The organism is Desulfofundulus salinus, assembly GCF_003627965.1.
Taxonomy (GTDB): domain Bacteria; phylum Bacillota; class Desulfotomaculia; order Desulfotomaculales; family Desulfovirgulaceae; genus Desulfofundulus; species Desulfofundulus salinus.
In genome coordinates this window covers 1,627,678-1,646,474 of the sequence record NZ_RBWE01000001.1, presented here as the reverse complement: position 1 = coordinate 1,646,474, position 18,797 = coordinate 1,627,678, and the positions used below count along the sequence as shown (strand labels likewise).

Here is an 18,797-nt window from a genome sequence, read left to right as displayed (position 1 = left end):
GGTCCCTCCTTCAGGACAGCCCGGGGAAAATGACCGGACATCTTTACTTTAATTAGTTAAATTACTACTACGACACCATAATAAACTAACGGTGCGGATTATGTCAATAGCCTGCCCTTACCGGAGGGCTTTCTCCTTTACGGCCAGCCGGGCCAGGACCAGTTTATAGCCGTCGGCACCGTAATTAAGGCAGCGCTTAACCCGGCTGATGGTAGCCGTGCTGGCCCCCGTTTGGGCGGCAATTTCCGTGTAGGTGCGGTTTTCCTGCAGCATCTTGGCTACGGCCAGGCGCTGGGCCATGGCTTTGAGCTCGGCCACGGTACAGATGTCTTCAAAGAACTGGTAGCATTCGTCTATATCCCGCAGTGTAAGCACCGCTTCAAATAATTCGTCCAACAATGGGTCCTTCAGTTTGCCCGTATATGCCATTGGCCACTCCCCCTGGTTTATCCTATTATTCCCAAAGGGAACAGGGTTCTTTCCAATGGACTTCGACATGCGGGGAAAAAATCCTTTTCTTCTTTACAAAAGTAAAGGGGGCCAGTACACCGCCCCCTTTTTTACATAGTATGTTAATACACTTTACATTAAAGCCTTGCGGCCGATGTCCCGGCGGTAGTGCATGCCTTCAAAGTGGATTTGTTCCACGGCGGCATAGGCTTTTTCGATGGCTGCGGCAATGGTTTCGGCCGCGGCGGTTACACCCAGGACCCGGCCGCCGGCGGTAACCACCCGGCCGTCTTCCAGGGCCGTGCCGGCGTGAAAGACCAGAACGTCAGAAGGCACCCGGTCCAGGCCGGAAATGGGGTAACCCTTACGGTAAGGGCCGGGGTAGCCCCCCGAGGCCAGCACTACACACACGGCTGCTCCCGGCTGCCAGCGGATTTCCTTTTCCGCCAGACGACCGGACAATACCGCTTCGATGACCTCCACCAGGTCGGTTTCCAGGAGCATGAGCACCGGCTGGGCCTCCGGATCGCCGAAGCGGGCGTTGAATTCCAGGACCCTGGGGCCTTCGTCGGTGACCATTAATCCGGCGTAGAGAACTCCCCGGTAAGGCCGCCCTTCGGCAGCCATGGCCCGCACGGTGGGGATAAGGATCTTCTCCAGGGCGGTCTGGTAAACCTCCGGTGTGCAGACGGGAGCGGGCGCATAGGCCCCCATGCCGCCGGTGTTGGGGCCCCGGTCGCCGTCGTAAACCTGTTTGTGGTCCTGGGCGGGAAGCATGGGAATAACCGTTTCTCCATCGGTAAAGGCCAGAATGCTTACTTCCTGGCCGGTGAGGTATTCCTCCACCACCACCCGGCTGCCGGCGGCACCAAACACACCTTTAACCATGATGTCTTCCACTGCCCCCAGGGCCTCTTCCACCGTCCGGCAGACAATCACTCCTTTGCCGGCGGCCAGGCCGTCGGCCTTCAGCACACAGGGAGCATTTAATTTCCGGATGTAGGCGGCTGCTTCCCCGGCATCGCTAAAGGCGGCAAACCGCGCCGTGGGAATGTCGTATTTAGCCATGAGCTCCTTGGCCAGCACCTTGCTTCCCTCAATGGCGGCGGCGCGGGCGGTAGGCCCGAAAATGGCCAGGCCCGCTTCGTTGAAGGAATCCACAATGCCCATGGTTAGGGGGCCTTCCGGTCCCACCACGGTGAGGTCGATTTTTTCCTGCCGGGCGAAGGCCACCAGGCCGGAGATATCTTCCGCCCCGATGGGTACACAGCGGGCCAGGGAAGCAATGCCGGCGTTGCCCGGGGCGCAAAAGATTTCTTTTACCCGGGGGCTCTGTTTTAGCTTCCATACCAGGGCGTGTTCCCGGCCGCCACCGCCTACCACCAGCACTTTCATTTGATCAGTCCTCCCACTGCACTAGTGTTTGAAATGGCGCATGCCGGTGAAGACCATGGCTATGCCGTACTCGTTGCAGGCGGCAATGGACTCTTCATCCCGCAGCGACCCCCCGGGCTGGATAATAGCGGCAATGCCGGCTTTAGCTGCTTCATCCACCGTGTCCCGGAAGGGGAAAAAGGCGTCCGAAGCCAGCACCGCACCCCTGGCCTTTTCGCCGGCCTGCTCCAGGGCAATCCGGGCCGCTCCCACCCGGTTCATCTGCCCTGCCCCCACGCCGATGAGCTGGCGGTTCCTGGTGACCACAATGGCGTTGGACTTCACGTGCTTGACCACGGCCATGGCAAAGGCCATCTCGGCCAGCTGTTCTTCAGAGGGTTGTTTCTCGGTGACCACCCTCACCTCATCTGGACGGGTTAATTCCAGATCGGCCTCCTGAATGAGCAGCCCGCCGTTAACTTTACGGATGTCCAGCCGGTCGGTGGACCGGACGGTCAGGGGGCCGGTTTTTAAAAGGCGCAGGTTGGCCTTTTGGGTCAGTATTTCCAGGGCCTCAGGGGTAAAGTCGGGGGCAATCACGGCTTCCAGGAATATGGCGGCCATTTGCTCGGCCGTTTCTTTATCCACGGTGCGGTTGCAGGCCACTATACCGCCAAAAGCCGATACGGGATCACCTTCGTAGGCCAGGCGGTAGGCCGTGGCCAGGTCGCCGGCACTGGCTGCCCCACAGGGGTTGTTGTGCTTGATAATTACCACCGAAGGATCGATGAACTCCCGCACCAGTTCCAGGGCGGCATTTAAATCAAGAATATTATTAAAGGAAAGCTCTTTACCGGCCAGTTGCACGGCGTTGCCCACACAGGGGCCGGTAACGGTAGGATCCCGGTAAAAGGCGGCCCGCTGGTGGGGGTTCTCCCCGTAACGCAGGGGCTGGGCCAGCTCAACGGAAATGTGCCAGGCCGGCGGGAAAGGTTCATCCCCCTGGATCTGTTTCTGCAGGTAGGCGGCAATGGCGGTGTCATAGGCGGCGGTGTGGGCAAAGGCCTCCCGGGCCAGTTCCAGGCGCAGATCATCGCCGACTTTTCCTTCCGCGAGGGCTTTGAGCACCTGGGGATAGCGGGCCGGGTTCACCACTACCAGTACGTAACGGTGGTTTTTCGCCGCCGCCCGCACCATGGCCGGGCCGCCAATATCAATGTTTTCTATGGCTTCTTCCAGGGTCACGCCGGGGCGGGCAATGGTTTCCCGGAACGGGTACAGGTTAACCACCACTATATCGATGGGGGTGATGTGGTGCGCTTTTAGCTGATTCAGGTGGTCGGGGGTGCGCAGGGCCAGAATGCCCCCGTGGACGGCGGGGTGCAGCGTTTTTACCCGGCCGTCTAAAATTTCGGGAAAGCCGGTGACCTCTGAAATGTATGTAACGGGCAGACCGGCTTCTTTCAGGGTGCGGGCGGTCCCCCCGGTGGAGACGATTTCTACCCCCAGTTCTACCAGATTCCGGGCGAAGTCTACCAGTCCCGTTTTGTCCGAAACGCTGATCAGGGCGCGCATATAAAGCCTCCTTTTATGCTTCCTTGATGTAAACCCGTTTGCCCCGTAATTCCAGCCGGCCGGCGGCAAAAAGGGCAATGGCTTCGGGATAAATACGGTGCTCCTGTTCTAAAATGCGGTCGGCCAGGGTTTCGGGGGTGTCGTCGGGTAAAACCGGAACCACAGCCTGCAGAATGATTGGCCCGGTATCCATTCCTTCATCCACAAAGTGCACCGTGCAGCCGCTGTAGCGGACGCCGTATTCCAGGGCACGCTGCTGGGCGTGCAGGCCGGGAAAGGCCGGCAAAAGGGCCGGGTGGATGTTCATGATGCAGTTGGGGAATGCTTCCAGCATAACCCTGCCCACCAGGCGCATGTAGCCGGCCAGGCAAACAAGTTCAACCTGGTGTTTTTTTAAGGTGTCCACAATGGCTTCTTCATACGTGTGTTTGTCGGGAAATTGGGCCGGGTTAATATGAATGGCCGGTATACCGCGGAGGCGGGCCCGTTCCAGGGCTTTTGCCTCCCCGTTGTCACTGATCACCACCACTACCTCGGCCGACAGGCGCCCTTCGTCGATGGCATCCATGATGGCCTGCAGGTTGGAGCCCCTTCCCGAGGCCAGGACGCCCAAACGCAATTTTTTCATTATCCTCCCCCCGACTTAAACATACTTTACTTCCCGCCCGCCTCCGGCTATTTCGCCCACAAGGTAGGCTTTTTCGCCCAGTTGCGACAGGTGTGTTAAGAGGGCGTCGGTTTGTTCTGCCGGGACCACCATTAGCAGTCCCAGGCCCATATTAAAGGTACGGAACATTTCCTCCTCCGCCACCCGGCCGATGGACTGGATGAGGGAGAAAACCGGAGGCACGGGCCAGGACCGGCGTTCCAGAACCGCGGCTGTACCCGGGGGCAAAATGCGGGGTATATTTTCGGTAAGACCGCCGCCGGTAATGTGGGCCATGCCCCGGATGTCGAATTGTTCCAGCAGCGGCAGTACCGTGCGGACGTAAATGCGGGTGGGTTGCAGCATTTCCTCGCCCACGGTGCGTCCCAGGTCCTCCTGGTAGGTGTCCACCCCATATCCGGCCACCTCCAGCAGCACCCGCCGGGCCAGAGAATAACCGTTGCTATGCAGGCCGGAGGAAGGGAGGCCGACCAGCCGGTCGCCGGGGCGAATGGTCGAGCCGTCGATGATCCGCTCCCTTTCCACCACGCCCACCACAAACCCTGCCAGGTCATATTCTCCGGGGCCGTAAAAACCGGGCATTTCCGCCGTTTCCCCGCCAATCAGGGCGCAGCCGGCCTGCCGGCAACCCTCGGCCACCCCGGACACAATGGCCGCCACCTTTTCCGGTACCAGTTTGCCCACGGCCAGATAATCCAGGAAAAAGAGAGGTTCCGCCCCCTGAACCAGGATGTCGTTCACGCACATGGCCACGGCGTCTATACCGATGGTGTCATGGCGGTCCATGAGCATGGCTATTTTTAACTTGGTGCCCACCCCGTCGGTGCCGGATACCAGCACGGGTTGGCGGTAGCGGGTGGTATCCAGGGCAAAGAGCCCTCCGAATCCGCCGATTTCTGTAAGCACTTCCGGGCGGAAGGTGCTGCGCACGCTGTCCCTGATCAGTTCCACCGCCCGGTTTCCGGCGGCGATATCCACTCCCGCATCGGCATAGGTGAGCCCTTTCTTTAGGGTCACGGTTCCTTCCCCCTATTTGGTCAATACTGTGAAAAGCAGCCCTGCCGGCGTCGTTCCCGTTGCCCCGGCTACTCCAGGCTGAATTTTCCCGCTTTTTCGGGTTGCGGTACTGCTACCGGGTAGTCTCCGGTAAAACAGGCGGTGCAGAAGTCATTGCGGTGTTCACCGAAGACGGAAAGCAAGCCTTCGATGCTTAAATAATACAAACCATCGGCATTAATCATGCGGCGAATTTCTTCCAGGGGCATCCGGGCGGCAATCAGCTCCTCTTCGTTGGAGGTATCAATGCCGTAGTAGCAGGAGTGTACCACCGGCGGGGAAGACAGGCACAGGTGTACCTCTTTGACGCCGCAATCCCGTAACATGGCGATCAGCTTGCTGCTGGTGGTACCCCTGACCAGGGAGTCGTCCACCATGATCACCCGCTTGCCGGCCAGCACTTCCCGGATGGGATTTAGCTTCAGCCGCACCCCCAGGTCCCGCAGGTCCTGGCTGGGCTGGATAAAGGTCCGTCCAATATAGCGGTTTTTCATCAACCCTTCCTCAAAGGGGATCCCTGAGGCTTCGGCATAACCCCGGGCGGCGGCTATGCCCGAGTCCGGGACAGGAATGACCAGGTCGGCTTCCACCGCGTATTCCCGGGCCAGCTGGCGTCCCATTTCCCGGCGCACCCGGTTGACGTTAAAGCCGTCCATCAGGCTGTCGGCCCGGGCAAAGTAGATATATTCAAAGATGCAGTGGGCACGCCGGCGGGGGAGCATTCCCTGCAGGCTGGTCAACCCGTTTTCATCGATGATGATTATTTCTCCCGGGGCTACGTCCCGGAGCCAGTGGGCACCCACGGTGTCCAGGGCGCAGGATTCCGAGGCCACCACATAGCCCCCGCCCGGGAGGGTGCCCAGGCAAAGGGGGCGAAAGGCATGGGGATCCCGCACGGCCAGCAGTTTTTTTTCGGTGAGGATGACCAGGGAATAGGCGCCCTTAAGGTCGATCATGCATTTCATGATGGCATCGACCAGGCTCGTCTGGCCGTAGCGGGCTATCAGATTGACAATTACCTCACTGTCGGTGGAGGACTGGAAGACAGAACCCGTGGAGGCCAGCCTGGCCCTTAATTCGTTGACGTTGGTCAGGTTGCCGTTATGGGCCAGACCCAGCATGCCGCCGGCATAACGGAAGACCAGGGGCTGAGCATTAATGGGGGAACTGGCTCCAGTGGTGGAATAACGCACGTGGCCGATGGCCGCGTGGCCCCTCAGTTCATCCAGGTCCCCCTGATGGAAAACCTCTGGCACCAACCCCATAGCCTTATGCAGCCGAACATGCCTGCCGTCGCCCACGGCAATACCGGCGCTTTCCTGTCCCCGGTGCTGCAGGGCGTATAAACCGTAATAGGTGAGCCGGGCCACATCTTTACCGGGGGCATAGATCCCAAAAACGCCGCATTCTTCCTTAGGCTTGTCCGTCCACCAGTCGTTGGTGGCTCCCACCGTTCTCCCCCCTCTTTTTGGTTAACCAACCAGCCGGCACCAGACCTCCTGGTAGGCCTCCCCCACGCCGCCCAAATCCCGGCGGAAGCGGTCCTTGTCCAGTTTTTCCTTTGTTTGGGCATCCCAGAAACGGCAGGTATCGGGAGAAATCTCATCCCCCAGGAGGATCTCTTTGTCACTGCGGCCGAATTCCAGCTTAAAATCCACCAGTACCAGATTGCGCCCGGCCAGGTATTCCCGCAGGATGTCATTTACCACCAGGGCCGTCTTTCTTATAATGTTCATTTCCTCCGCACTGGCCAGACCCAGGGCGGCGATGTGGTCATCGTTAATCAGGGGATCTCCCAGCTCATCGCTTTTATAGTAATACTCCACTACCGGGCGGGGGAGGTCCGTGCCCTCGGCCAGGCCCAAACGTTTGGCCAGGCTGCCGGCGGCAATGTTGCGCACCACCACTTCCACCGGGATTATTTCCAGCGCCCGGACCAGCATCTCCCGCTCGCTCACCTGTTCCAAAAAATGGGTGGCAATGCCCCTGTGTTCCAAAAGGCGGAAGAAGTGGGCCGAGATCTTGTTGTTTAGTTCACCTTTGCCGGAAATGGTTCCCTTTTTTAACCCGTTAAAGGCGGTGGCGTCGTCCTTGTATTCCACCAGGTATACGCCTGGATCGCCGGTGCGGTAAATCCTCTTGGCCTTTCCTTCGTAGAGCATTTCTCCCTTTTGCAAGTTAATCCTTCCCTTCTGGCAAAATTTAGAGGCCGAAACGCCGGTATATGTCATCAACATGGCGCAGGTGATAGTCGTAATTAAAGAGGGATTCAATTTCCTGAGGGGAGAGAACGGAGGTAATGTCCGCATCTTCCTTTAACAGCGTCTCAAAGCCGGTGCCCTCCCGCCAGGAGCGCATGGCATTGCGCTGTACCAGCTCGTAGGCCTGTTCCCGGGACAGGCCTTTTTCCACCAGGGCCAGGAGCACCCGCTGGGAGAAGAGCAGGCCGTGGGTGCGCTCAAGGTTTTTGCGCATGTTTTCCGGGTAAACCAGGAGATTTTTCATGATAGCCGTCATCTTGTAGAGCATGTAATCCAGGGTAATGGTGCTGTCGGGAATGATTACCCGTTCCACCGAGGAATGGGAGATATCCCGTTCGTGCCACAGGGCTACGTTTTCCAGGGCGGCCAGGGCGTTGCCCCGCAGGATCCGGGCCAGCCCGCTGATGCGCTCAGCGGTAATGGGGTTGCGCTTGTGGGGCATGGCCGAGGAGCCCTTCTGCCCTTTGGCAAAGTATTCCTCCACCTCGAGAATGTCCGTGCGCTGCAGGTTGCGGATTTCCGTAGCAAACTTGTCCAGGGAGCTGCCGATGACGGCCAGGGTGGTCATAAACTCGGCGTGGCGGTCCCGCTGAAGCACCTGGGTGGAAATCCGGGCCGGGCGCAGGCCCAGGCGGCGGCAGACATGGGCTTCCACCCGGGGATCTATGTTGGCGTAGGTACCCACCGCACCGGAAATTTTTCCGACACTGATGACGTCGATGGCCCGCTTCATACGGTCTATATTTCGTTCCGTCTCTGCCACCCAGAGAAGCATTTTCAAACCGAAGGTGATGGGTTCGGCATGCACCCCGTGGGTACGGCCGATCATCAAGGTGTAGCGGTGCTCCCTGGCCCGCTCCAAAAGCACTGCCCGCAGCTCCTCCAGGCGCCTTAAGATCTGCTGGCCGGCCTCCTTCATCAGTACCGCCAGGGCCGTATCCAGCACATCGGAGGAGGTAAGGCCCATGTGGATGTACTTGGCCGCATCACCCACATATTCCCCTACACAGGTGAGAAAGGCAATCACGTCATGGTTGACCTGTGCCTCGATTTCTTCAATGCGCCGTACGTTGAAGTCCGCCTTTTCCCTGATCTGCCTGAAGGCTTCTTCCGGAATGAGTCCCATTTCGGCCATGGCCTCGCAGGCGTAAATTTCTACCTCCAGCCACTTGCGGAACTTGTTCTCCTGGGACCAGATGGCCTTCATTTCCGGCAGGGTGTAACGCTCGATCATCCCCTGGCTCCTCCCATTTGTTCAAGATAACCGGCCACACCCAGCTCCTGGAGCCGCCGGGCCCTTTCTTCCACCGCCCGGGCCAGTTCTTCCTTGTAGCGCAGGACCTTTTCCCGCACTTCCGGGTTTGTGGCGCCGATGATCTGGGCCGCCAGAATGGCCGCATTTCTGGCACCGTTAATGGCTACGGTGGCCACGGGAATGCCCGGGGGCATCTGGACCATGGAGTAGAGGGCATCCACTCCGCTTAAGGGCCCGCTTTTGATAGGTACGCCGATTACGGGCAGGGGGGTTTGGGCGGCAATGACCCCCGGCAGGTGGGCGGCCACCCCGGCGGCGGCGATGATTACCGCCAGCCCCCGCTCCACCGCCGACCGGGCGTACTCTGCGGTCAGTTCCGGTGCCCGGTGGGCGGAGGAAATGCGTACTTCGTAGGGCAGGCCGAATTTCTCCAGCATATCCACGGCCTCTTTCATTACGGGCAGATCCGAGTCGCTGCCCATGACAATGCCAACCAGCGGTTTGGTCATGGTTTCACCTCTTTAAATTATTATTGTCATGCCTCGTAGCGGAAGTCGCTCCGGGCTTTTAGTGTTCCGCCAGGAACAGGTAGCGGGCCAGTACCAGGACGGTCAGGATCCACATCAGCCAGTGCACTTCCCGGGCCCGGCCGCTGACCAGTTTAAGCAGGCTGTAGAAGATGATCCCGGCGGCAATGCCGTTGGCGATGCTGCCGGTGAAAGGCATTAAAACTATGGTTAAGAAGGCCGGCATTCCTTCGGTAAAGTCCTCGAAATCAATACCCTTGATGGCCTGGGCCATGAGCAGGCCGACAATGATTAGCGCCGGTGCGGTGGCCGCGCCCGGAATCAACCCGGCCACCGGTGCCAGGATCAAAGCCAGGAGGAACAAAATACCCGTGGTTACGGCCGTTAGCCCGGTACGGCCACCCTCGGCAATGCCGGCGGTACTTTCGATGTAGGCGGTAACGGTGCTGGTGCCCATCAGGGCGCCAAAGGCCACCCCGCAGGCATCCACCAGCATGGCCCGGCCCAGGCGGGGGGACTGGCCGTTTTCGTCCAGAAGCCCCGCTTTACCGGCAGTGCCCACCAGGGTGCCGAAGGTATCAAAGAGCTCTACAAAAGTGAAGGTGAAGATTACCGTCCAGAGGCCCATGTGCAGCGCCCCGGCCAGATCTAGCTTGCCCACCGCCAGTCGGGAAAAATCGGGCAGGGCAAAGGGCTGGAAGTTGGCCGGGATTTGGGTAACGCCCAGGGGGATACCAATGAGGGTGGTGAGAATAATGCCAAGCAGCAGGGCCCCCTTGATCCTTCTGGCCATTAACAGGGCCGTTATAACCAGGCCAATCAGGGCCAGCAGGGTAACCGGGTTGGCAAAGCTGCCCAGAAAAATATTCCACTCAAAGAAACGCAGGGTGGCAATGCCCCCGGATTTGGAGAGCGCCTCCATGGTGGGCGGGATCACCGGGCCCGCTTTGATGACCATGAATTCGGCCATTTTCAGGCCCAGCATGGTGATGAATAGCCCGATGCCCACAATAATGGCCCGTTTGATGGAGTTGGGCACGGCCACCACCAGCAGCTGGCGGATCCGGGTGACGGTGAGAAGAACAAATAGGATACCGGAGATGAATACCGCACCCAGGGCCACCTGCCAGGGCATGCCCACGTGCTGGGCGGCCACGGCGGCAAAGTAGGCATTCAGGCCCATACCAGGGGCCAGGGCAATGGGGTAATTGACCAGAAGACCCATGGCAATGGTGACCAGGCCCGCGCTAACAGCAGTGGCAAAAAAGACGGCGTTTTTGTCCATGCCGGTAGCGGCCAGGATGTTGGGATTGAGGAACAGGATGTAGGCCATGGTCATAAAGGTGGTCAGTCCGGCAATGACTTCCGTGCGCGCATTGGTATGGTACTTGCGCAGTTGAAAAAGTTTCTCCAGCAATTTTTACCCTCCTCCTTGTTGGATGCGGTGCTGTCCTCGCTCACTCCAGTGCTTCGCGCCGACAGCACCGCGGCTCGCTTCGGGCCGGCTCTGGCTCTCTGCGGATTGCCCGCGACTAATTGCGCTTCGTTGTAAACTCTTAATTAATGTGTTTGAAACTTTTATTTCGGTTAGCTAATCTTGCGTCCTCGAGAGCCGAGCCGGCGGCCTCGCTTCACCGGGTGCTGTTAACGGCGCTTCGCAAGTCGTTCGCTCCGGACAGCACCGCATCCTTGTCATATCGGTTTTACTGAATATACGCCGGAATTAAGGGTTAAACAATCAGCCCAGGCGGGCAGGTTTCCGTTAAATGTGAGAAACCTACCGCCTGGGCTTTTCTCCCTGCCGGTGTAACCCGGAAAACTGCAATTCCGGGCCTGTACCGCTCGGACCGAACCACCCTGAAAACCGGGTGTGGAACCCTAGGTACACTTTCTCGAAAATTTTATCTTGAAATCGAGGAAAATAGCCATCCTTACAAGTGTATCTTAGCAAGGCGGGAACGGGCCTGTCAATAACCATTTCACCTGAGTTATCCCCACTTTCCAACTACCCTGTTTTGGCTCCCGCTCGCTCCGGTGAGCCTCGCGGGCCAAACTATTGCTCGGCTCAAAGCTCCGGCAGGCTTCCCGGCAAATTCGGCATCCTGCCTCAGTTGCCGGCCTCGGGCATCCATGCCCTCGGGCCTGCCTTCGCTTTTCGCCTCGCCAAGTTTGGCTGGCCGCTCAGCTCAAGTCGCTCGCTACCGAGCCAAAACAGGGGCTTTAAAAAACCGGGGATACTTCAGCCATTTCACTCCCATTCAATGGTGGCCGGCGGCTTGGAGGTGATGTCGTAGACCACCCGGTTTACGCCCGCCACTTCGTTGACGATGCGGCTGGATATGCGTTCCAGAACTTCGTAGGGCAGGCGCACCCAGTCCGCCGTCATGCCGTCGTGGCTGTGTACCGCCCGCACGGCCACGGTATAGGCGTAGGTACGCCCGTCACCCATCACTCCCACGCTCCGCAGGTCCGGAAGCACGGCGAAATACTGCCAGATTTGCCGGTGCAGGCCGGCCCGGCGGATTTCCTCCGTGACAATGGCGTCGGCATGGCGCAGGATTTCCAGTTTTTCCGGGGTTACTTCCCCCAGGATGCGCACAGCCAGTCCCGGTCCGGGGAAGGGCTGGCGCCAGAGCACTTCTTCCGGCAGGCCCAGCTCTTTGCCCAGTTCCCGCACCTCGTCCTTGAAAAGCCAGCGCAAGGGTTCAATTAGTTCCAGTTGCATGTCTTCGGGCAGGCCGCCCACATTGTGGTGAGATTTAATTACCGCCGCCGTGGCTGTGCCGCTTTCAACCACGTCGGGGTAAAGGGTCCCCTGGACCAGGAAGTCCACCTGTCCCAGTCTGGCAGCCTCCTCTTCAAAGACCCGGATGAATTCCTCACCAATGATTTTGCGCTTTTGTTCCGGGTCGGTTACTCCCGCCAGGCGTTTCAAGAACCGCTGGCTGGCGTTCACGTGAATCAGGGGGATGTGAAACTGTTCCCGAATAATGTTGACCACCTGCCCGGCCTCGCCCCGGCGCAGCAGGCCGTGGTCCACAAAAATGCAGGTCAACTGGTCGCCGATGGCCCGGTGGACCAGCACGGCGGCCACCGAGGAATCCACGCCGCCGCTGATGGCACAGAGGGCGCGCCTGTCCCCCACCCGGGCGCGGATCTCCCTGATGGATTCTTCAATAAAGGAGCCCATGGTCCAGCGGCCCTGACAGCCGCAGACATCATAAAGGAAATGGCGCAGGATGTCCTGGCCCTTGGGGGTATGTATTACTTCCGGGTGGAACTGCACGGCATAAAGCCTGCGCTCCCGGTTGGCCATGGCGGCCACGGGAGCCAGTTCCGTGCGGGCGATGACTTGAAACCCCGGGGGCGGGGCCTCCACCCGGTCGCCGTGGCTCATCCAGCATTGTTCAATGGGCTCAAAGCCGTAGAAAAGGTCGTGGGTATCCAGTATTTCCAGGGCCGTTTTGCCGTACTCGTGATGTTCGGCCCGGGTAACCACTCCCCCCAGCTGCCTGGTCATTAACTGCATGCCGTAGCAAATGCCCAGGATGGGGATGCCCAGATCATAAATAGCCGGGTCCACAGTGGGAGCTCCAGGCTGGTAGACGCTGGCCGGCCCGCCGGAAAAAACAATGCCCCGGGGATGATGTCTTTTGATTTCATCAAGGGGCGTGTTGTAGGGCAGCATTTCACAAAATACTTTCAACTCCCGGATGCGGCGGGCAATGAGGTGGCTGTACTGGCCGCCGAAGTCCAGGACAATGACCATTTCCTGCTGGTCTTGGACGGACATGGTGTGGATAACCTCCCGGTTTTCCTGCCTTAAATATTAAGAACAGTTTTCCCTTTGCTCTTTGCCACTATAAACTTGTCGTTTCAGGATCAGAATATCCCGCAGGTGGCGGTAGCGGCCGTTGTAATCCAGGCCGTATCCGACCACGAATTCATCGGGGATGACGAAACCGTTGTAGTCCACCTGCACGTCTACTTTGCGCCGGCTGGGCTTGTCCAGGAGGGTGCAGATTTTTAAACTGGCCGGCCCCCGGGTGAGCAGGTTCTCCCGCAGGTAGTTCAGGGTCAGGCCGGTATCAACGATATCTTCAACGATCAGGACATCAAGGCCCTCAATGTTCTGCTCCAGGTCCTTTAAAATGCGCACTACCCCTGAGGACTCGCTGGAAGCACCGTAACTGGAGACGGCCATAAAGTCCAGGCGTACCGGGATGTTCAGGCAGCGTACCAGGTCGGCCATAAAGATTACCGCACCTTTTAATATGCCAACCACCAGTAGTTCCTTCCCGGCATAGTCCCGGGAAATTTCCGCCCCCAGCTCGCGTACCCGCCGGGCAATTTCGTCTTCGGCAATTAACACCCTTTCCATATCTTCGTGCAAAGAAACACCACTCCTGAAAACAAAAAATGCAGCAGCAATGCCGCGTTATTTAAAGTCCTTAATTTATAATAAAGGAAAAACGGGGTAGCGTCAATTATTTGTCGAAAATCATACCGGCGGGTTGATGTTCATTTCCCGGTCAAAATCCCACAGCTTCAGGCCCACGGAGAGGCCCGTTTTGTTCCCCGGTCCTTTGGCCTCCAAAACGGCCTGGCGAATGCGGTGGTTTTCGGGATCAATCCACAACTTGCAATAGTAGTCCGTATACTTCAATTCCAGGTAGGAATTATCCAAAAGGGGCTGGCATTCCAGCACCAGCATTTGGCCTTCCTTTAACTTTTCTTTGCCCCGGTAGCGGACACCCAGGGCATCTTTGAATTTTAAAAACCCCAGGGGGTTAAATTCAGCCACAAAAAGTTCCGACTGGGCCAGCCGGTTTCCCTGCAGCTTGAGCCACTTTCTGGTCCAGAGATCCCGCATATAGGTGGTATCTCCTACCTGGATAAATTCTACGGGGTTGTTATACATGGTACCTTTAATGTGAATCCGGTCAGGGGCTACCTTTTCCCCTTCCACCCGGCTGAGTACGCCGTCCTGGCCCAGCCTGGCTTCCACCTGATAACGAAAGCTTTTGCTGGTTGCCGTCTTTTCCAGGGCTTCCGCCAGCAGCTGTTCGGGAGCTATCTCTGGTTCGGGAGCCAGTCCCCCTGATAATCCCCAGAGGGCCAGGAGGAAAAGGAGCAGGCCAAGGATGGCCAGCAGGTATTTCTTGCGCACAATCAACCAGTGCGGCCCGCGCATTGGTTCCATGGCTTTTCCCTCCTTCCTGCTGTGAAAACAATATGTTCCGGTGGGGGAAAATATGACCATTAAGTGGAAAGATATGGCCCTCTCAAAGGGAAATCTGGGAATAGATCTTTTCACATTCTATCTTGCAGGGTATAATGGCAAAGGTAAGGCCAATTGCCTGCCGTTTGCACGCGTTCTACGGTGAGCCTCGCAGGCGCTTTGGAAGTATTTTAACGACGGGAGAGGTTTGGCGTGGAGATCAGGGAAATGCAGCAGGAAGTGGACCGCTGGATCAGCCAGTTTGAAGAGGGTTACTGGCACCCGCTGGCCATGCTGGCCCGCCTGACTGAAGAAGTGGGCGAGCTGGCCCGGGAGGTCAACCATCTCTACGGCCAGAAACCGAAAAAACCCGGGGAACCCCCGGGGGATCTGGCCCTGGAACTGGCCGACGTGCTTTTCATTATCGTTTGTTATGCCAACTCCCTGGGCATTGACCTGGAAGAGGCCTTTTGCCGTATGATGCAAAAATACCGGCAGCGGGACAGTGACCGCTGGACGAGGAAAAAGAGCGAGAATAAGGAGTGTGAGGAGATTGGCTGAAATCAAACCCTTCAGGGGATTGCGCTACGCCCCCGGTGTGGGGCCCCTGGCCGACCTGGTGACCCCGCCCTACGATGTCATTGATGCAAAAGCCCAGGACGGTTATTACCACCGCCACCCCTATAATATCATCCGCCTGGAATACGGCAAGGTCTATCCCGGGGATGACGAAAGCAACAACCGTTACACCCGGGCGGCAGCCGATTTTACCGCCTGGCGGGAGAAGGGCGTGCTGGTACCGGAAGAATCCCCGGCACTGTATCTTTACGAACAGGAATTTAGCGTTGGTGGGAAACGTCTGGTGCGCGGCGGAATGATCTGCGCAGTTAAGCTGGAGCCCTATGAGAAGGGCGTGGTCCTGCCCCACGAGGAGACCCTGCCCAAGCACAAGGCCGACCGCCTGGCGCTGATGCGGGCCTGCCGGGCCAATTTTAGCCCCATTTTCGGCCTATATGCCGATGCGGAAATGACCGTGGACAACCTTTTGCGGCTACGAGCCGGCCGGTCGCCGGACCTGGACTTTACCGATGAAAACGGCCATGCCCACCGCCTGTGGGTGATCACGGACCCCGCCGTTATCGAGCAGGTGCAGCAGGCCATGGCCGGCAGGCGCATTTTCATTGCCGACGGCCACCACCGCTACGAAACGGCCCTGGCTTACAGCCGGGAAATGCGGCAAGAGGAGGGCAACCCCGCCGAACCGGGACCTTATGATTACGTGATGATGACCCTGGTCAACCTGTACGATCCCGGCCTGGTGGTGCTGCCGACCCACCGCCTGGTGCGCAACGTTGAGGGTCTGGATGTGGATGAACTTTTGGGTAAGATAAAGGAGCATTTTGAGATAGAGGTCTTCCCTCTTGCCCCCGGCTACGGCAACTTTGCCGGTTTCATCAAAGAACTGGCTGCCCGGGGGGGCTTCACGGGAGATGCCCGGCCCGGCGCGGGCCCCCTTTCCTACCGCCACTCCTTCGGCCTGTACTGCGGCAGGGGGCGCCTGTATCTCTTGACCCTGCGGGATGAAGGGGCGTTGCCCCGCCTGATGCCTGACGGCCATTCCGCCGCCTGGCAGGGGCTGGATGTTTCGGTGCTGCACCACCTGATCCTGGAACGCCTTTTGGGCATCGGCGGCGCGGAGCGGGCCAGGGAGAGCCACCTCACCTACACCCGGGAAGAGGCGGGGGCACTGAAAGCCGTGGACGAAGGCGAATACCAGCTGGCCTTCTTCCTGAACCCCACCCTGGTGGAGGAGGTCACGGCAGTGGCCGCCAATGGCGAAAAAATGCCCCAGAAATCCACCTTCTTTTACCCCAAGCTGATAACGGGTCTGGTTATCAATCCGCTTTTTTGATGTTAACTCATTGTTAAACTGGTTGGGCGGCGGCCGTCCCCCGTAGCTGAAGGAACGGCCGCCGCCCCTGTTTACTTCCCTTGCTGTGCAAGCTACCTGCTACGTACCTCCAAAAACGCCTGTCCTCCAAAAACGCCTGTGTTGGTGCGTTCTTTACCGGGCCGCCGGGCGGAGGCGGTGTAAGATGTTCCGGGCCAGTTCCAGGGCGTAATTCATCTCCCCCACCTGCAACAGCCAGCAGCCTAAGAAATAGAAACACCCGCCGGAGGTGATGAGCGCTCCCAGGCGCAGGCCCTGCAGCACAAAACTGGTCACGCCACCGCTGCCCAGGAAATCCACCGCCAGGCCTTCCAGGAAGGGCCAGCCCATTAGCGCCAGTCCCCGTACATCCAGCCACCACACTAAGAGCCCCATCATTACTGAGGCCGTCAAAATGCGCCCCGTTTCCCGCAGCAGGGCTGCCCCGCCAATATGCCCCAGCCGCCGGCGCAGCAGCCAGAACAAAAGCATGCAGCCAATTCCCGCGGCCGCGGATGTGGCCAGGGCCAGCCCGGCCAGGCCGGTGTACCGGACCAGGATCAGGTTTAAAACGATGTTAACGGCCACGGCCACCAGACCCGTACCCATGGGAGTCCAGGTATCCTGCAGGGCATAAAAGGCCCGGTTGAGGAACTCCCGCCACATCAGGAAAAGCAGGCCCGGAGTGTAAAAGAGGAGCGCCACGGCGGTCATGCCGGCATCCCGGGCATCAAAGGCACCCCGCTGAAAGATAAACTGCACCAGGTCTTCCCGTAAAATCATCATTCCCACCGTCAGGGGAATCAAAACAAAGGCCAGCACCCTTAAACCTCTGCTTAAACCCGCCAAAAAGCCGGTGGAATCCTCAAGGGCCGTCCGTTCCGTCAGGGTGGGGTAAAGCACGGTAATCAGGGGAATGGCAAAAAGGCCCTGGGGCAGGTTTAAAACCCGCTGGGCGTAATTAAGGGCGGAAATGCTGCCTTCGGCCAGGCTTGAAGCCAGCATACGGTCTACAATCACGTTTAACTGGTTGGCCCCCACGCCAATCAACACCGGCCCGGCCAGCCAGAGCATTTTCTTTAAGGCCGGGTGGCGCCAGTTAAAGACCGGGCGGTAGGTGATACGCCGCCGGTAGAGGGCCGGTACCTGGATGAGAAACTGGCTTGCCGTAGCCAGCACCGTGGCCCAGGCCACTCCGGCAATGCCCCCGTAAGCCCCGGCCAGCAAAATGCCCCCGATCATGATGATATTATAGGGAATGCCCATAAAAGCCGGGGCGGCGAAGTGCTGGTGGGCATTGAGCACCCCCTGGGCCCAGCCCACCATGCCCATGATCACCACCATGGGCAGCAACACCCGCACCAGCTGGGTGGTAAGCGCCGCCTGCTCCGGGGTGAATCCCGGGGCCAGGATGCGCACCAGCCAGGGAGCCGCCGGCAGCCCCAGCAGGGCGATGACCAGGAGGGCGCCGGTGACGGCGTGAAAACTGGTCCAGATCAATACCGGCAGCTCGGACCTTTTATCCGGCCGGTGTATGTACTCGCTGAAAAAGGGAATGCCGACAGTGGTAATGGTGGTGCCCACCAGGCCAAATAACAGTGCCGGAATGATCATGGCCACCAGGTAAGCATCGGTAGCCGCGCTGGCCCCGAAGGCCGCCGCTAAAACCGCCTCCCGGCCAAATCCCATGATTTTGCTTAAAATGGTGGCGCCCATGACCAGCGCCGTGGCCCGGGCGATCCGTTCCTGGTTAGTCAGTGCGTAAATTCACCTCGATTTCTGGCAACATTCGGGTACGTTCAAATGATAACACGTCCGCAATGGGACGGGCAAGGAGTACTTCCGAAATGTTCCCCCTTTTGGGTCAGTCAAGGGTGCGGTATAATAATCATGCAGGATAGAACCTGCTATTCTGGATACCGCATGGTCTGTCAGGGAAAAGCCGCCTACAGAGGTAGTGGTAATCCTGGGGTAAAGCTTGTAAGGGATGTGTCCATTTTGTGTTCTGACTTAAAAGAAATCCCGGATGTCAATAGTATTATAAGTACCGTTGCTCCGTACCTGGAGCAGCAACCGGATGTGCTGGCGGCCTACCTGTTTGGCTCCCTGGCCCGGGGCCGGGGCAAACAGGATAGTGACGTAGATATAGCGGTGCTGTTTACCCCTTCCATGCAGGACAAATTTGCCCGCTTTGACCGGCGCCTGGAAATGGAGATTGCCCTGGAAGAAAAGCTCAAGCGCCCTGTGCAGGTGGTCGACCTCGGAACAGCTTCCCCCGGATTGCAGCATCAGGTGCGCAAATACGGGCTCCTTCTGGTGGACAAAGACAGGTCCTACCGCATTGCTTTTGAGGTGCGGTCACGCCGCCGCTACCTGGACATGCAATGGTACGACCGGCGGCGCCTGGATATACGGTTAAAAAAACTGGGAGATGAAAAATGGTAGATCGTGAATTGTTGCGGGAGAAATGCAAACTGTTAA

17 protein-coding genes and 1 riboswitch are annotated in these 18,797 nt (G+C 58.5%); of the genes, 3 read left to right on the top strand and 14 right to left on the bottom strand.

The genetic code is table 11. The features are described 5' to 3' along the window. Window positions 1–117: 117 nt before the first annotated feature. The 13 genes from D7024_RS08430 to D7024_RS08370 form a co-directional block, all read right to left on the bottom strand. Complete coding sequence (locus D7024_RS08430) at window positions 118–429, bottom strand: YerC/YecD family TrpR-related protein (protein WP_121451389.1); 312 nt, start codon at window positions 427–429, stop codon at window positions 118–120. Between the two features lie 153 nt (window positions 430–582). Further along, window positions 583–1,845 (bottom strand): phosphoribosylamine--glycine ligase, encoded by a 1,263-nt coding sequence (gene purD / locus D7024_RS08425; protein ID WP_121451388.1) that lies wholly within the window; start codon window positions 1,843–1,845, stop codon window positions 583–585. Window positions 1,846–1,866: 21 nt separating this feature from the next. After that, the gene (purH, locus tag D7024_RS08420; protein ID WP_121451387.1) at window positions 1,867–3,399 is read right to left on the bottom strand and encodes a bifunctional phosphoribosylaminoimidazolecarboxamide formyltransferase/IMP cyclohydrolase; all 1,533 of its coding nucleotides are present in this window, start codon (window positions 3,397–3,399) and stop codon (window positions 1,867–1,869) included. Between the two features lie 13 nt (window positions 3,400–3,412). Continuing rightward, window positions 3,413–4,027 (bottom strand): phosphoribosylglycinamide formyltransferase, encoded by a 615-nt coding sequence (purN, locus tag D7024_RS08415; RefSeq protein ID WP_121451386.1) that lies wholly within the window; start codon window positions 4,025–4,027, stop codon window positions 3,413–3,415. 15 nt (window positions 4,028–4,042) lie between these two features. Continuing rightward, window positions 4,043–5,083: a phosphoribosylformylglycinamidine cyclo-ligase gene (gene purM, locus D7024_RS08410; RefSeq protein ID WP_121451385.1), complete on the bottom strand. Its 1,041-nt coding sequence runs from the start codon at window positions 5,081–5,083 to the stop codon at window positions 4,043–4,045. Window positions 5,084–5,151: 68 nt separating this feature from the next. Beyond that, the gene (purF, locus tag D7024_RS08405; RefSeq protein WP_121451384.1) at window positions 5,152–6,573 is read right to left on the bottom strand and encodes an amidophosphoribosyltransferase; all 1,422 of its coding nucleotides are present in this window, start codon (window positions 6,571–6,573) and stop codon (window positions 5,152–5,154) included. A gap of 21 nt (window positions 6,574–6,594) precedes the next feature. Continuing rightward, window positions 6,595–7,299: a phosphoribosylaminoimidazolesuccinocarboxamide synthase gene (purC, locus tag D7024_RS08400; RefSeq protein WP_121451383.1), complete on the bottom strand. Its 705-nt coding sequence runs from the start codon at window positions 7,297–7,299 to the stop codon at window positions 6,595–6,597. Between the two features lie 25 nt (window positions 7,300–7,324). Further along, complete coding sequence (gene purB / locus D7024_RS08395) at window positions 7,325–8,617, bottom strand: adenylosuccinate lyase (protein WP_121451382.1); 1,293 nt, start codon at window positions 8,615–8,617, stop codon at window positions 7,325–7,327. After that, entirely contained in the window at window positions 8,614–9,147 is a 534-nt protein-coding gene (purE, locus tag D7024_RS08390; RefSeq protein ID WP_121451381.1) for a 5-(carboxyamino)imidazole ribonucleotide mutase, read from the bottom strand. Before purE ends, purB begins: the two co-directional genes overlap by 4 nt. A 58-nt stretch (window positions 9,148–9,205) precedes the next feature. Beyond that, window positions 9,206–10,582: an NCS2 family permease gene (locus D7024_RS08385; protein ID WP_121451380.1), complete on the bottom strand. Its 1,377-nt coding sequence runs from the start codon at window positions 10,580–10,582 to the stop codon at window positions 9,206–9,208. Between the two features lie 362 nt (window positions 10,583–10,944). After that, a riboswitch (guanidine-I (ykkC/yxkD leader) is annotated at window positions 10,945–11,058 on the bottom strand. Window positions 11,059–11,413: 355 nt separating this feature from the next. Continuing rightward, window positions 11,414–12,958: a glutamine-hydrolyzing GMP synthase gene (gene guaA / locus D7024_RS08380; RefSeq protein WP_121451379.1), complete on the bottom strand. Its 1,545-nt coding sequence runs from the start codon at window positions 12,956–12,958 to the stop codon at window positions 11,414–11,416. A gap of 36 nt (window positions 12,959–12,994) precedes the next feature. Further along, window positions 12,995–13,558 carry a hypoxanthine phosphoribosyltransferase gene (gene hpt / locus D7024_RS08375; protein ID WP_121451378.1) on the bottom strand — a complete coding sequence of 188 codons (564 nt, stop codon included), beginning with the start codon at window positions 13,556–13,558 and terminating at the stop codon, window positions 12,995–12,997. 108 nt (window positions 13,559–13,666) lie between these two features. Beyond that, window positions 13,667–14,368: a hypothetical protein gene (locus D7024_RS08370; protein WP_121451377.1), complete on the bottom strand. Its 702-nt coding sequence runs from the start codon at window positions 14,366–14,368 to the stop codon at window positions 13,667–13,669. A gap of 231 nt (window positions 14,369–14,599) precedes the next feature. Between D7024_RS08370 and D7024_RS08365 the strand changes: the two genes are divergently transcribed. Continuing rightward, window positions 14,600–14,947 carry a nucleotide pyrophosphohydrolase gene (locus D7024_RS08365; RefSeq protein ID WP_121451376.1) on the top strand — a complete coding sequence of 116 codons (348 nt, stop codon included), beginning with the start codon at window positions 14,600–14,602 and terminating at the stop codon, window positions 14,945–14,947. Further along, window positions 14,940–16,298, top strand: coding sequence for a DUF1015 domain-containing protein (locus D7024_RS08360; RefSeq protein ID WP_121451375.1), 1,359 nt, complete (start codon window positions 14,940–14,942; stop codon window positions 16,296–16,298). The genes D7024_RS08365 and D7024_RS08360 overlap by 8 nt, the downstream gene beginning before the upstream one ends. A gap of 153 nt (window positions 16,299–16,451) precedes the next feature. On the opposite strand, the gene murJ is transcribed toward D7024_RS08360, so the two are convergent. Then, entirely contained in the window at window positions 16,452–18,056 is a 1,605-nt protein-coding gene (gene murJ, locus D7024_RS08355) for a murein biosynthesis integral membrane protein MurJ (RefSeq protein WP_279221022.1), read from the bottom strand. Window positions 18,057–18,314: 258 nt separating this feature from the next. On the opposite strand from murJ, the gene mntA reads away from it, so the two are divergent. Beyond that, window positions 18,315–18,761 carry a type VII toxin-antitoxin system MntA family adenylyltransferase antitoxin gene (gene mntA, locus D7024_RS08350; RefSeq protein WP_165859316.1) on the top strand — a complete coding sequence of 149 codons (447 nt, stop codon included), beginning with the start codon at window positions 18,315–18,317 and terminating at the stop codon, window positions 18,759–18,761. Window positions 18,762–18,797: the final 36 nt, after the last annotated feature.